Genomic DNA, 15,399 nt, shown 5'->3' on the forward strand with positions numbered 1-15,399 from the left:
AATGGAGAAAGAAATAAACAGGCAAAAAAACTTAGGCACTTCATTTAATTCGGCGGTAGTCAGAATATATCTTAAAGAATAAACCAAAGTTACTCTCACTTTCGCAGAAGGCACAATTTCATTAGGAGAAAAAGTAAATTAGAAATTTTTGCCACTACCTATTTAGCTTTAATTAAATAAGTAAATGGAAGCTTTTAATCAGGCAGGACAGGTAATTTGTGCAAACTTTATCTCTTAAAAAAATAGTTTAGCTCAAGATGAATCATTTGCGATCTAAATTCATAATCACCGTCTGAGGTTAATAAAACAGGTGAGTAATACAAGGCCGATAAGTCAATTTTTTTATTAATAATCAACCCGGACCTTAATAACACACCGGCTGTTTTCTTAGGAAAATACTGATAATTTTTCCGCAGGGTACCTATTTCTTCCTTTTCTGAAGTTAAGTAAGATTTCCTGTAGTCGATATTGGAGTATTCAGAAATATTTGCAAACCCGCCAACTCCTATGTTAAATTTAAAAATATCTTTATTAAAAATATTATATATTAACTCTGGAGAAAGTGATAAAGTGTTTTGCTGAACTTTTAGATTAGTTAAATACGAATTATATACAGATGTAATTTCTGTTTTGGAGCTTAAAAAGGAAACTTCTCCTCTAAAAAATAATCGTTGGGTATTTCTGTTAAAAAACAAATCAATGCCAGTAGATATTTTAGGAGAATACTCTGACTTTCCGGCAAGCTTTAAGTTACCCTGATTTTTAATTCCTGTTACCGTTAAATTACTTCTATTACCCCCAAACCCCAAGAAAAACCGAGCTTTATTAGGCGTGTTACCCTTGCCGGTAATTACCTCCTGCTTTCCTAGCCCATTGAGTTTATTTAGGATATTTACAAAATCTTTTTTAGCGTATTCAGCTGATTCAATTTGGTTTTTAAGTGCAGGCGAAACAACCTTCAGGTTATTAGCTAAAAGCCAAAGTTGTCCTTTATATATTCTTGAACTCTGGATCTTTCGGATATTAACATCATCATATGTTTGGTAATATTGCCTGAATAATAATTCTGTTGGTTTAACATCGGCATTTTCCTGAATAAAAAACCGGGTTTTAATATTATCCGTGTAAGAAAGTAAATTTACCCTTTCCCCCTTTTGGACAATTCTGATAAATCTATTTGCTTTGCTCGTGGTTGTATCAATATCTACAGACAGGTGAGTCATGTTTATTGGGTCCATGGTAACCCGCCCAACGTATCTTTGATAGGCATCCAAACCCGTTATTTCAAAATAGTTAGCCGTTTCGTTAGTAAATTCAATAGGATTAGTATCGTTCAAATTCTTTTTATAATAAACTGATACAGGATCACTGCGCCATTCCTGATAATCAATAAATCCTCTTAAAGTATCTCCCTGAATATTTACTACCAGCCCTTTTTTATAATTGGATTGGGAGAAGGAAATTGTGGGTAGAAAAATGCTCCAAAAAAGAACGGCTAAGAAAAATCTCACAAATAATTATATAAAGGACGAAAAAATAAAAAGGAATTGGCTATATCTTATTGCTTTTTATTAAATAGATAGTTCACCTCAAAATGAACAGTATTAACTTTAAAAATTGCTAAGGTAGATGCCGGAAAGTATAGAACTGATAAATCTACTTTATTATTAACCATAATACCTGTTCTTACCATAAAGCCATACCATAAAGTTTTATAATAGTAAAGGTCATTTCTTTCCGTAGTAGAAACTACTTTTCCTTCGGAGTTTTTAATTTCTCTTTTAAATTGATTTTTGGGGTAAGAAGAATAATTGAATACAACCCCTCCGCCTACATTGAATTTAAAGTTTTCTTTATTGTATACATTAAACAGAACTTGCGGGAGCGCCGAAATACTATTTTGGTTCAAGGTATATTCAGCATTTTCTGAGGCGAACCTGAAACTAGCCATAGAGTAAGATAATTGGCCTCTCAAAATCACCCTTTGTACATCCGGATTTAAGAAAGCATCTGCTCCTATCGATACCTTTGGCATATAAGATACTTCCGCCGGATTATTTATCGAGGACATAATACTATTTGCTGATTTAAAAGAAGACTTGTTGATGCCAACTCCGGCAAAAAATCGTGTTTTGGAGCTTGTAACCTTACTGTTGGCCAACTCCTGCTTACTTATATTATTAATCCGGCTAACAATCTTTAGTAAATCAGATTCTGTGTATTGAGCAAACTCAACCTGACGCTTTAACTCAGGTGTACCCTGGTTATGGGCATTGGCCACATTCCAAAGCTGAGCAGCATAAATTTTAGTATTAGTTACTTCTGTTTTACCATTGTTAGTTAAGTACCTTCTGAATATTAATTCTTCTGGCTTTGCAGCATTTTGCTGCTTTAAGAAAAACCGAACCTTTACTTCATCCCGGTAAGAGTAGAGGGCAACGTTCTTACCGTTCTGCAATATTTTTAGAAATGCGGTAACGGTTGCTGTACTGGTATCAATATCAGTGGAGAGCCTACGGGCATCCACTTTGTTCATGCTTATACGGCCCTGATAACGTTCGTATGCTGCCATCCCATCTATCGCAAAATAGGTACTGGTCTTTGGTGTAAATTCCAGGATACTACCTGCTTCAGAAGATTTAAAAGAAAAAGATCTTGGGTTCTGATCCCATTCCCGGTAATCAACAAAACCCCTAAGCGTATCTCCCTGCGTATTAACAACCAATCCTTTTTTATAGTTGGATTGAGCTTTTATAAAAAATGGGATAAAAAGAAAAATAACGAGGGTATAGCAGTGTTTCATAAATTATAGATTCAACTGCCAAGGTAATAACATATTTATACTATATATAATTATGTTATTATTTTATTTTGGGTTGTAAGAGGCTGCCTTTTAATACCTGAATAAAGTAAAACACATCTGCAAAAGTATTATACAGCGGAGTAGGCGCTACCCGTATTACATTAGGCTCGCGCCAATCTACAATTATGCCCGCATCCGTCAATTTCTGAAATACCTCCCGCCCATTTTTATTAATCAGCAAGGATAATTGGCAACCCCGTTGGGCCGGATTGGATGGGGTAATAATTTGTAATATATCCTCTCCCACACCAATATCGTTAATTAGATACTCCAGGAAACCGGTCAGCTGCTCACTTTTCTGGCGGAGAGCCGGCATGGTAGCGGCATCAAATATATCAAGGGAAGCTTTGTGAATGGCCATGGTAAAAATAGAAGCATTGCTTAACTGCCAGCCAGCAGCACCGGCCATGGGTTTAAAGCCTTTGCGCATCTGGAAACGCTCTTCTTTGTTATGGCCCCACCAACCGCCAAACCGAGGCAAAGAGAAGTTGTTTCCATGGTTTTCATGCACAAAGGTACCCGACACCCCGCCCGGACCAGAATTCAGGTATTTATAAGTACACCAGACAGCAAAATCTACTTCCCAATCGTGCAGGTTTAATACTATATTACCGGCAGCATGCGCCAAATCAAAACCTACATATGCACCAATGGCATGGCCTGCTTTCGTGATAGCGGCCATATCAAACACTTGTCCTGTATAATAATTGATACCACCCATCATGATTAACGCAACCTCTGAACCATGCGCTTCTATCGTAGCTAAAATATCTTCGGTATGTAAAGTATATTCACCTGGTCGGGGAGAGAGTTCTATAATGGCATCATCCGGGTTAAAGCCATGGTATTTCACCTGCGTTTCCAGGGCATATTGGTCAGATGGAAAAGCTCCGGCTTCGGTAATTATTTTGTAGCGCTGCGGAGTGGGCTGGTAAAACGATACCAGCATCAGGTGCAGGTTCGTGGTCAGGTTATTCATTACCACTACTTCGAAGGGCCTGGCACCAACTACCCGGGCTTCTTTTTCTTCCAGGTACTCGTGGTAATGCAGCCAGGGATTGGTACCATGAAAATGACCTTCTACTCCCAGGTTTTGCCAATCCAGAAACTCTTGTTCTACGGCAGCCCGGGCGGTTTTAGGTTGTAGCCCCAGCGAATTGCCGCATAAATAAATAGAATCTTTCCCATTTACTGGTGGTATATAAAACTGCTCACGGAAATGCTTAAGGCGATCCTGTTTATCTAATTCTTGGGCAAAAGCAATGTTATTCTCGTACTTCATAATTTAATGCAGGAGCTTTTTCTGCGGGCAAATTTACGTATACTTTATACTTATAAAATAAGGTTTTAAATCTACGTTCTTTCCAACACATTGAATAATCGCTAATTAATTTACCCGAACTTTAAAATAATTTTAGTCCAAATAGCGTAAAAGTCGTAAACCAATAGTAACTTTACAGCAGTTTTATTTTCCCTATGGAATTAGTATACTTTTCTCCGGCTATTTTTACATACACACAAACATGTTGTATGTGTTGTGGTAAACTTTCGTGAGGGAAGGCTGTATAATATTTTATATTCTTTAGGTCTTTCCTCCATTGTTGGGCAAGACCTTTTTTATTTTTAACTGAAACGTAAATTTTAAACGATAAAATAATGCTTAGTTTTCGTTCCGAATTAGAGAATCCGATAGTACAGAAGGAAATTATTGAGCTGGACAAGAAAATACGGATGTTTCGGGAAGGCCAGATTCCGGATGAGAAATTCCGTAGTTTGCGTCTGACACGTGGTATCTATGGTCAGCGCCAGCCAGGCGTACAAATGATCCGGATCAAATTACCTTTTGGTAAAGTTACGGTTAAGCAGTTGTACCGCATCAGTGATGTTTCGGACGAGTATGCTTCTAAAAACCTGCACTTAACTACCCGTCAGGATATTCAGATACACTTTGTAAGCTTAGACCGCACGCCGGAGCTTTGGAATAAATTAGCAGAAGACGACATTACGTTACGGGAAGCTTGCGGTAATACCGTACGGAACGTAACGGCTTCGCCTAATGCTGGTATCGATCCAAAAGAACCGTTTGATGTATCGCCTTACGCTTATGAAACTTTCCGTTACTTCCTGCGCAATCCTATTTGCCAGGACATGGGACGGAAATTTAAAATTGCTTTTTCTTCCAGCGACGATGATACTGCCTTCTCCTATATCCATGACTTAGGATTTATTCCGAAGGTTCAGATTGAGAATGGCCAGGAAGTTCGTGGATTTAAAGTAATGGTAGCCGGTGGTTTAGGGGCACAACCTATGTTGGCGCACCCGGCTTACGAATTCTTACCAGAAGATCAGATTATTCCGTTTACCGAAGCTGTTATCCGGGTATTCGACCGCCATGGTGAGCGTGTTAGCCGGAACAAGGCGCGTATGAAGTACCTGATTCAAAAAATTGGCTTTGATGCTTTTATGGAACTGGTAACTCAGGAACGTACCGCTAATAAAGCTAAATCGTTTGTAATCGATAGAAACAGTGTACCAGAAGCAGGCCCGGCTCCCGAAAGAGAAGTGCCAGCGGTTACTGTTAACAACCAGGCAATGTACGATGATTGGTATAAAACCAATGTTTTCGAACAAAAGCAAAAAGGTTACTATGGGGTTTGGGTACGCGTATTAAAAGGCGATATCAGCACCGAGAAAGCCAGAGTTATTGCTAAACTGGTTTCAGAATTTGCTGCGGATGACATCCGGATTACACCAAATCAGGGCTTATTATTTAAATACGTACGTCCGGAAGCATTACCTTATGTGTTCCATGTACTAAACAGCCTAGGTTTTGCTTTACCAGGTTTTGATAGCACCACTGATATTACTACCTGTCCGGGTACTGATACCTGTAACTTAGGTATTACCAACAGTATGGACCTGGCCGCGGTGTTAGAGCGCATGATGCTGGACGAATTTCCGGACTTGATTTATAACAACGATATCAAAATAAAAATCAGTGGCTGTATGAACTCCTGCGGCCAGCATGGTTTAGCCCAGATTGGGTTCCACGGCAGCTCTATCAAACATGGTGCTAACGTAATTCCGGCCCTACAGGTAATGCTGGGTGGTGGTACGGTTGGTAACGGAGTAGGCCGTACAGCCGATCGCGTAGTTAAAGTTCCTACAAAAAAAGGACCGCATATTTTGCGTACGTTGTTCAACGATTTTGAAGCTAACCACCAGGAAGGTGAGTTATTCAACGAATACTACGACCGTCAGGGTAAAAACTATTTTTATACCTTACTAAAACCATTAGCAGATTTAACTAAACTGGAGCCAGGCGATTATGTAGACTGGGGCCACGTAGAAGAATTCGTTACAGCTATTGGAGTTGGTGAGTGTGCCGGCGTAATGATTGATTTGGTTGCTACTTTATTGTTCGAATCAGAAGAAAAAGCAGAATGGGCTAACGAAGCCTTACAACAAGGCCAATATGCCGATTCTATTTACCATAGCTACAGTGTATTTGTAAGCACCGCTAAAGCTTTATTACTGGCTAAAAGTGTAGGTGCAAATACGCAAGTTGGTATTATTAATGATTTCGAAACGCATTTTGTACAAGATGGTACTTTTACATTTGAACCTGATTTCAAATCAGTAGTAATGCAAATTAACCAGAACGAACCAAATGCTGAATTTGCGGCTAAATATTTAAATGAGGCCCTTAACTTCCTGGAAGCTGCGAAAGTACACCGTAACGAAGAAGTTAAACGTCCGGAAGTATTGGATAATTTATTGAAAGTAAATATTTAATTTAAAGTTAGGTAAGCTAAAGCTTACCTAACTTTTTCTATTTTTGTATACTAATTCTATCGACAAATATTATTTCAAGTGTTATCCGAAACCGAGAAGACAACAACTACTACTGAAAACCACTTATTCCCGGTTTTTCTAAAGCTGCACGAACTCCATACATTAATTGTGGGCGGCGGATATGTAGGAGAAGAAAAAATTACCGCTGTTCTGCGCAATAGCCCGGAAGCCACTATAACCTTAGTAGCACCAGAAATCAGACCAGAAATTGCCATTCTGGTAGAACAGTATCCTAATCTAACCTTAATTCAGAAAGAGTTTTCCCCGGAAGACCTTGATGGCAAAGATTTAGTAATTGCTGCTACTAATAATAAAGCTGTTAACTCAGAAGTGAAAACCGCGGCGAAAGCCCGGAAAATGTTAGCCAACGTGGCCGACACCCCGGAAGAATGCGATTTTTACTTAAGCTCTATTGTGCAGAAGGGCAATTTAAAAATTGCTATTTCCACCAATGGCAAATCACCTACCGTAGCCAAGCGGGTAAAAGAGGTTTTAAATGAGACTTTCCCGGACGAGATTGAAGATGTACTGCAAAACATGGAGCAAATCCGAAATTCATTAAAAGGAGATTTTGCCCAAAAAGTGAAACAGCTGAATGAGGTAACTGCTTCGCTCGTACAAAATCCGGATGCCCAAGCCCTTGCTCCTGCCCCAGAGGTGCAGAAACCTATTTTCATCCGTCACAGCTGGAAATTTAGAATACTGATCGGTTTATCGGCTTTGGCTTTAATGATTATTGGCCATGTGCTGTTCAGCTTTATTCCGGTTGACGAGTTAAGTGGCTTTGCAGTACAAACCTACAATAGCCTGGACGAAGATATTTTATGGTTTATGCTGGGTGGTTTTATTGCCCAAATGATTGATGGTGCCCTGGGTATGGCATACGGCGTAAGTGCTACCACCTTTTTATTATCTTTTGGGGTTCCACCGGCGGCGGCCAGCGCTAGCGTACATGCTTCCGAAATATTTACCAGTGGTGTTTCCGGTTTGATGCACCTGCGTTTTGGTAATGTAAACAGTAAACTATTTAAAACCTTATTACTACCGGGTGTGTTAGGGGCTATCTTAGGCGCCTATGTTTTATCATCTGCCGAAGAATACGCCCACGTAATAAAGCCAATTGTTGCCGTATACACTTTTTGCTTAGGATTTGTAATTATTCGGAAAGCCCTTCAACAACATACCAAGAAAAAGAAGATCCGTAAAATGGGCTTATTGGCTCTTACCGGTGGTTTTCTGGATTCTATCGGTGGAGGTGGTTGGGGCCCAATCGTTTCGTCATCCCTGATTGCTAGTGGTCGTCACCCGATGTATACCATTGGATCAGTTAACTTAACTGAATTCTTTGTGTCCTTTGCCAGTTCCGCCACCTTTATTACCCTTATTGGCTTAGACCATTGGCAGGTAGTACTGGGCCTGGTATTAGGAGGCATGGTAGCAGCGCCAATTGCTGCTGTTGCAGCCCGCCGCTTACCTGTTAAAACCATGATGATATTGGTAGGTTTAGTTGTAATAATTGTCAGTATGCGTAATATATATACCTCCTTATTTTAGACTTAATCTGATCTGAAAACTATCATCTAGTTTAGCTATAAACTTCTTTTTTAGCTTTTCTGCCTTTAGATTTTACCAGGTAATATTTAAAGGCAGAAAAGCTAGTTTTATATAAGCTAACCAGAATTAGCAATTACACAAAAAGTTGCTTACTTTTGCACCCATATTACGCTTCCCTACTTTTGAGGATTGATTTATAAAGAAGAGGCGAGAGAATAGGCTCCGTGACCCTCTGGCAACCGCAGACAAACTGAAAGGTGCCAAATCCTATCCCAAATGGGAAATATAAACCAATAAAAATGAACAAAGACACAGAAATTATCCGTACCCAGAGTGGCCAATCACAGAATCGTGAACACTCCGTTCCGCTTTACTTAACATCCAGCTTTACTTTTGAATCGGCTGAACAAGCCAGATCCTTATTTGCTGACGAGATTGAAGGCAATATTTACTCCCGCTTCTCTAACCCGAACACATCAGAATTTATTGAAAAAATGTGTTTGCTGGAAGGCGCTGAAGATGGTTTTGCTTTCGCTACTGGTATGGCTGCCGTTTTTGTTGGATTTGGCGCTTTTTTACAGGCCGGCGATCACGTACTAGCTGCCCGTTCTGTTTTTGGCTCTTCGCACCAGTTGCTTACTAAAGTGTTACCGAAATGGGGCATTACCAGCTCTTACGCCGATGTAAGTAAACCAGAAGAATGGGAAAGCTTAATTCAGCCAAATACCAAGTTAATCTTCATTGAAACGCCTTCTAACCCGCAATTAGAGTTAATAGATTTAGAATGGTTAGGCAACCTGAAACGGAAGCATAACTTAATTTTAAGTGTAGATAATTGCTTTGCTACGCCTTACTTACAAACCCCAATTGCATTTGGCGCTGATTTAGTGATTCACTCGGCTACTAAATTTATTGATGGCCAGGGCCGTGTTTTAGGTGGTGCTATCTTAGGCCGGAAAGATTTAATTTCAGAAGTTAGATTTTTTGCGCGCCATACCGGTCCTTCTATGTCGCCGTTTAATGCTTGGATTTTGTCTAAGAGCCTGGAGACTTTACCAGTGCGGATGGATCGCCATTGTAGCAGTGCTTTAGCTTTAGCCGAACAATTAGATGGACACGCTGAATTAGAATCGGTAGCTTATCCGTTTTTGCCTTCTTTCCCACAATATGAGTTGGCCAAGAAACAAATGAAGCAAGGTGGCGGCATTGTAACTTTAATTGTGAAGGGTGGCTACGAGCGGGCACATAAATTTATTGATGCCCTGCAAATGCTTTCAAAAACGTCTAACTTAGGCGATTCCCGCACCACCATCACGCATCCTGCTTCTACCACGCATTCTAAACTTACTTTAGAAGAGCGCGAAGCAGTAGGCATTTTTGATGGATTAGTACGTATTTCGGTAGGCTTAGAGAACAAAGAAGATATTATTCAGGATATAGAAAGAGCGCTGGAAGCTTCTAAATAAATAAGTATAAATAATAATACCACCCCCATCTGTAAGAATCAGGGGTGGTATTATTATTTTGAAATGTAAACAATGTTCTGAATTTTGTCCGGCTCCTACTTTAACTATGCGTAAGCTTCATTATTATTTAGTTGATGTTTTCACCGACGAAGTTTTTGGTGGCAACCAGTTAGCCGTTTTCCCGGAAGGACAGGAAGTACCAGAGCATCTGATGCAAAAAATTGCCAAGGAGCTTAACCTTTCCGAAACTACTTTTGTTTTACCCCCGGTAAATCCGGCTAATGATATCAAGTTACGTATTTTCACCCCTGGTAAAGAACTACCCATGGCCGGACATCCTACCATAGGTACTGCGTTTGTATTACTGCAAAAGGAATACCTAACCGCAAAAAATAACCAACTAATTTTTGAGGAGGGTGTGGGCGATATTGTAATTGATATTGAGGAGCAGAATAAGGTCCTAAGTAAAATAACTATGGGGCAGCCTTTACCACAGTTTGGGCAAACTTTCACCGACACTCAGGTTTTAGCCGATCTACTATCTCTTTCTCCGGCAGATATTGAAACTTCTCTTCCGGCCCAGGTGGTATCATGCGGGGTTCCTTTTTTTTATATTCCACTTAAAACATTGGATGCAGTAAAAAAAGCTAAACTCCGAGCTGATGTTCTGGAAAAAGAATTAAATACGATTGGAGCCGAAAGTGTTTTTCTTTTTTCTACCCAAACAGAATTACCAGGCAACACTGTACATGGCCGCATGTTTGCCCCCGCTTTTGGCATTCCTGAAGATCCGGCCACCGGAAGTGCAGCAGGACCATTGGGTTGCTACCTGGTTAAATATGGTCTCACGCCAGAGCAATCTGTTTTCAAAATTATCTGTGAACAAGGTTTTGAAATGGGCAGGCCCAGCATTTTACATATTACCATTGAGCAAAGCCAAAATAAAATTACTTCTGTAAAAGTGGGCGGCAATAGTGCATTTGTAGGCGAAGGGTACCTTTACTTATAAAAAAACAGTGGGTGGCAGTACCTATATTTAGCAGGATTAAAATCAGATATCTTAATAAATTCAAAATCACCCCTTAAAAACTAACCTAGTACGTATAGGAACGTACTATATTAAAATTTCTTACTATTTAAGGAAACGCTGGTTCTTTGTACTTTTCTATTGTTTATTACCCTGCACAACTAATAGGGCTTAGCCCCGTCAGGCATAATTTTCCGTGTTCCAGGTTATGGGTTTTAGGTAATATATAAAACAGGGTAACAACTGCAGAAAAAAAACAAAGATTAGTTAGGCAATATATTTTATTTATTTAATGTTTGTACTAATGATTACATCTTATTAATTTATTCATAAATCTTTTTATCATTCCTTATTTTCTTTCATTAATTACTTAGAACATGAAGAATTTACTACACTTTGTTTTTATTTTGGCTTTGTTGTTTTCACAAGCATGTAAGGGCCCTGAAGGGGCAGAAGGACCTCCGGGACCAGCAGGACCGGCAGGACCAGCGGGACCGGCAGGACCAGCGGGAGCTTCATCAACAGCCACTGTTGTAGATGTGACCCAGGTTAATTTTACTGCTGAAAATCAGTACTCTTCCGGTTTGAATTTCTCTCAGGCTAATATTACCCTAGGCGCCTCTGATGTAGTATTGGTTTATATTTTGGCTGCCGTTCAGAATAATATGCCTTTCTGGAGCCCTTTACCACAAACCTACTACACCAACAATGATGCTATTACCTATAACTTTGCCTTTGCCCAGGCAGGAGTTATTATATTTTTAGATGCCGCAAAACCAGAGGATTTATCTAATGATTTTACTACAAATCAAACCTTTAGAATTGTAGTGGTTCCTGGTGCACCTAAAACAGGAAGATTAGCCGGAAAACTACCAGACTACAAAAACTACAAAGAAGTAGCTGAGTACTATAACATAAACGAAAGCCAGGTAAAAAAAGTAAGTTTATAAAATAACTGGTGTTGCCCTTTTAAAAAGCTACTCTAAATTATGAGTAGCTTTTTTGTTTAATAATCTTTGTCAAATAAGACCTCCTTTTACCACGTAGAAATTAAAAAATATTGAATTTATACGCTTAGCAATTTCTTGCCTTATTTATATAATAAATACCTTATTATTAGGTTATAAGGAGACCAATATTTAAATTATCAAACTAAAATAATAAGTTTATTTTAGGTACTCATTAAATCCGGGAATATACTATACTACACGCTTACTCTCTATAATTTATGGATAATACCTTTTACAAAAAGATAAAGGGAAGATTACAGCTTATTCTGCCAGTAATGGCAATTATATATTCCAGCACCTCACCTGCCTACGCAACCTCCTCCCCCCTATTTTTTGTCCGGGAAACGTTAGCAGATGTGGTGGTAAAGGGCATTGTAAAAACCCAGGGCGCCAGTGGCGCAGCCGAAGCAAGTCCCGGCATAACGGTTACAGTAAAAGGAGCTACTAACGGAACCGTAACCGATATTAATGGCAATTTTCAGCTAACAGTGCCCGATAATGCTATTTTAGTATTTTCCATGGTAGGCTACAAAACCCAGGAAGTAGCCTTAGCTGGTCGTACTACCATTAACATTACCCTTCAGGAAGATGTAAGTTCTTTAAAAGAAGTAGTGGTTACTGGTTACCAAACTATAGACCGCAAAATGTTCACCGGCTCGGCAGCCTTACTTAAAGCAGATGATGCTAAGCGCGAAGGTGTAAACGATGTAAGCCGAATGTTGGAAGGCCGGGTAGCTGGCGTATCGGTACAAAATGTTTCAGGTACTTTTGGCGCTGCGCCTAAAATACGGGTGCGGGGTGCCACCTCCATTACCGGCGATAATAAGCCCTTATGGGTTGTGGATGGGGTGGTGCTGGAAGATATTGTTAACGTATCCAATGAGCAATTATCAACCGGAGATCCTTCTACCTTGATAGGTTCTTCAGTAGCTGGCTTGAACCCGAATGATATTGAAAGTTTTCAGATTTTGAAAGATGCCTCGGCCACAGCATTATATGGAGCCCGCGCAATGAATGGGGTGGTGGTAATTACTACTAAAAAAGGGAAAGTGGGTAAACCGGTTATTTCGTATACCGGCAACTATACCTCTTATTTAAAGCCTACTTACAACTCTTTCAACATTATGAATTCGGCCGACCAAATGTCGGTTTATGCCGAAATGGCTAGAAAGGGCTGGTTAAACCATGCTGATGTCTCCCGCCGGCAGGATGGTGGTGTTTACACAAAAATGTATGATCTTATCAATTCTTATGATGCTACCAATGGCACCTATGGTTTACGAAATACGCCCGAAGACCGCGCTAACTTCTTAAATCGTTATGCCCAAACTAATACCGATTGGTTTGACACTTTATTTAAGAATTCTTTTATGCAGGAGCACTCGCTTAGTATTGCCTCCGGTACCGAAAAATCCCAATTATACTTTTCCACCAGCTACCTGCAAGATAATGGCTGGACAGTAGCTGACCAGGTTAAACGCTTTACCGGAAATGCCCGGGCCAATTTTAATGTTTCTGATAAAATAACTTTAGGCTTAATTACGCAAGGTTCCATTCGGGATCAGCGGGTACCCGGGACAGTGGGCCGGATCAGCAACCCGGTAACCGGCCAGTTTGATCGGGACTTCGATATTAACCCTTTTAGTTATGCTCTTAATACCAGCCGTACCTTAACGGCTTTTGATGAGAATGGTAAACGGGAATATTTCCGCCGCAACTTTGCTCCTTTTAATATCTTGGACGAATTAGAAAATAACACTCTAAACTTATCAGTACTGGATTTAAAACTGCAAGGTGATTTTTCCTACAAAATACGGAACAACCTTAAATATTCTTTTTTAGGAGCTCTCCGCTACGCTAAAACCAACCAGGAGCATAAAGTAAATGAAAACGCTAACATGGCTAATGCTTATCGGGCAGCTGGCGATGCAACAATTGAGCAAAGCAATAAATTCTTATACCGCGACCCCGACGACCCGGAAGCACAACCGGTAGTTGTTTTGCCTTATGGGGGCTTTTATAATACCAACGATGATAACCTGGTAAGTTATAACCTGCGGAACGCCCTGGAATGGGACAAAAAATTTAATAATATCCATACCATTCGTTTTTTTGCATCGCAGGAATTACGCTACGCCGACCGCCAAAACCGAACTTTTAACGGCTTTGGCTATCAGTACGATAAAGGAGGAGTTCCTTACATAGACTACCGCATTCTTAAGCAAAATATAGAAAACAACTTTAACTATTACAGCATGCGCATGCGCTACGACCGATTCTTGGCTTATATGGCGAATGCTGCTTATTCTTATTTAGGCAAATATAATATTAACGGTACCGTTCGGTACGATGGATCTAATTTACTTGGCCAATCGCGCCAGGCCCGGTGGTTACCTACCTGGAACATAAGTGGCTCCTGGAATGTTGATACAGAACCATTTATGCAGAAACAGGACATTGTTAACCGGTTAACGTTGCGGGCTACTTACGGGCTTACCGCCAGTATGGGCAGTGCTACCAACTCCAGCTTGGTTTTGCAGAATGGCAGCACCCGTCGGCCTTATTTATCGGAAGTAGAATCTATGATTTACATTCAGAACCTGGAAAATTCGGAATTAACATGGGAAAAACAATACGAAACGAACGTAGGCGTAGATGCCGGTTTCTTTAATGAAAGAATCCAATTAACCATAGATGGCTACCTGAGAAGAGGATTTGATCTGATAGGATTAATCAGAACATCTGGTATTGGCGGCGAATCTACTAAAATTGCCAATTACGCCGATATGCAATCGCACGGGGTTGAACTAACATTAGGCAGTAATATATATCAGGAAACAGATTGGGGCGTGCGTACTCAGCTTACTTTGGGTTATAATCAAGGCAAAATTACCAACTTACAGAATAACCCTGATATTTTTTCCTTGGTAAGCCCAGAAGGTGGTCCAAAGCAGGGATACCCCTACCGAGGTTTATTTTCCATTCCTTTTGAAGGACTTGATCCTAATACTGGCTCTCCTTTATTCATAAATGAAAATGGTGAAAAAAGCGGGAATGTTTATTTGCAAAGTGATCAAACACAACATCTGAAATACGAAGGTCCGGTTGATCCCATAATTACAGGTGGCTGGTTTAATTCAGTACGCTACAAGAATTTCTCCCTTTCCGGGTTAATAACTTTCAGTGGCGGGAACAAAATTAGGTTAAGACCTGCCTTTAGAAACAGTTATACTGATTTAGATGCTATGCCAAAAGATTTTGTTAACCGCTGGACATTACCGGGAGACGAAGAAAACACCAATATCCCTTCTATTCTGGACCGGACAAGTGTAGCGAATTTAGGGGGCATCTACCCATATAATGTATACAATTATTCTTCGGCTCGGGTAGTGAACGGCGACTTTGCCCGGTTAAAGCAAGTATCCTTTACTTATAACCTTCCGGCAAACCGGGCCAGTGCTATTGGCCTATCTACTATGTCGTTAAGTTTGGTAGCCAACAATGTATTCTTGTTATATGCTGATAAACGTTTAAACGGACAGGACCCGGAATTTTTTGGATCAGGAGGAGTTGCCTTACCTATACCACGGCAGTTTACTTTATCATTAAAAGTTGGTTTATAGC

At 40.0% G+C, this 15,399-nt stretch carries 9 protein-coding genes and 1 riboswitch; of the genes, 6 read left to right on the forward strand and 3 right to left on the reverse strand.

What is annotated here, in order from left to right:
• Nucleotides 1-227: 227 nt before the first annotated feature.
• The 3 genes from ADHAQ_RS0106190 to kynU are packed head-to-tail and all read right to left on the reverse strand — an operon-like array spanning nucleotide 228 to nucleotide 4,145.
• Entirely contained in the window at nucleotides 228-1,511 is a 1,284-nt protein-coding gene (locus ADHAQ_RS0106190; protein ID WP_026462200.1) for a hypothetical protein, read from the reverse strand.
• Between the two features lie 47 nt (nucleotides 1,512-1,558).
• Complete coding sequence (locus ADHAQ_RS0106195) at nucleotides 1,559-2,803, reverse strand: hypothetical protein (protein WP_026462201.1); 1,245 nt, start codon at nucleotides 2,801-2,803, stop codon at nucleotides 1,559-1,561.
• Between the two features lie 58 nt (nucleotides 2,804-2,861).
• On the reverse strand, nucleotides 2,862-4,145 hold the full coding sequence (kynU, locus tag ADHAQ_RS0106200; RefSeq protein ID WP_026462202.1) for a kynureninase: 1,284 nt from the start codon (nucleotides 4,143-4,145) through the stop codon (nucleotides 2,862-2,864).
• 374 nt (nucleotides 4,146-4,519) lie between these two features.
• Between kynU and ADHAQ_RS24710 the strand changes: the two genes are divergently transcribed.
• The 6 genes from ADHAQ_RS24710 to ADHAQ_RS0106235 all read left to right on the forward strand — a co-directional run bounded on the left by ADHAQ_RS24710 (nucleotide 4,520) and on the right by ADHAQ_RS0106235 (nucleotide 15,398).
• Entirely contained in the window at nucleotides 4,520-6,658 is a 2,139-nt protein-coding gene (locus ADHAQ_RS24710; protein WP_051359749.1) for a nitrite/sulfite reductase, read from the forward strand.
• Nucleotides 6,659-6,736: 78 nt separating this feature from the next.
• On the forward strand, nucleotides 6,737-8,272 hold the full coding sequence (locus tag ADHAQ_RS29020) for a TSUP family transporter (protein ID WP_026462203.1): 1,536 nt from the start codon (nucleotides 6,737-6,739) through the stop codon (nucleotides 8,270-8,272).
• A gap of 191 nt (nucleotides 8,273-8,463) precedes the next feature.
• A riboswitch (SAM riboswitch) is annotated at nucleotides 8,464-8,564 on the forward strand.
• Between the two features lie 7 nt (nucleotides 8,565-8,571).
• A complete protein-coding gene (locus tag ADHAQ_RS0106220; protein ID WP_026462204.1) occupies nucleotides 8,572-9,738 on the forward strand; it encodes a trans-sulfuration enzyme family protein in 1,167 nt (388 codons plus the stop codon).
• A 106-nt stretch (nucleotides 9,739-9,844) separates the two neighbouring features.
• A complete protein-coding gene (locus tag ADHAQ_RS0106225) occupies nucleotides 9,845-10,747 on the forward strand; it encodes a PhzF family phenazine biosynthesis protein (protein ID WP_026462205.1) in 903 nt (300 codons plus the stop codon).
• A 395-nt stretch (nucleotides 10,748-11,142) separates the two neighbouring features.
• Nucleotides 11,143-11,715: a hypothetical protein gene (locus tag ADHAQ_RS24715; protein ID WP_051359750.1), complete on the forward strand. Its 573-nt coding sequence runs from the start codon at nucleotides 11,143-11,145 to the stop codon at nucleotides 11,713-11,715.
• A 278-nt stretch (nucleotides 11,716-11,993) separates the two neighbouring features.
• The gene (locus ADHAQ_RS0106235) at nucleotides 11,994-15,398 is read left to right on the forward strand and encodes a SusC/RagA family TonB-linked outer membrane protein (RefSeq protein ID WP_026462206.1); all 3,405 of its coding nucleotides are present in this window, start codon (nucleotides 11,994-11,996) and stop codon (nucleotides 15,396-15,398) included.
• Nucleotide 15,399: the final 1 nt, after the last annotated feature.

It is taken from the genome of Adhaeribacter aquaticus DSM 16391 (assembly GCF_000473365.1).
GTDB lineage: Bacteria > Bacteroidota > Bacteroidia > Cytophagales > Hymenobacteraceae > Adhaeribacter > Adhaeribacter aquaticus.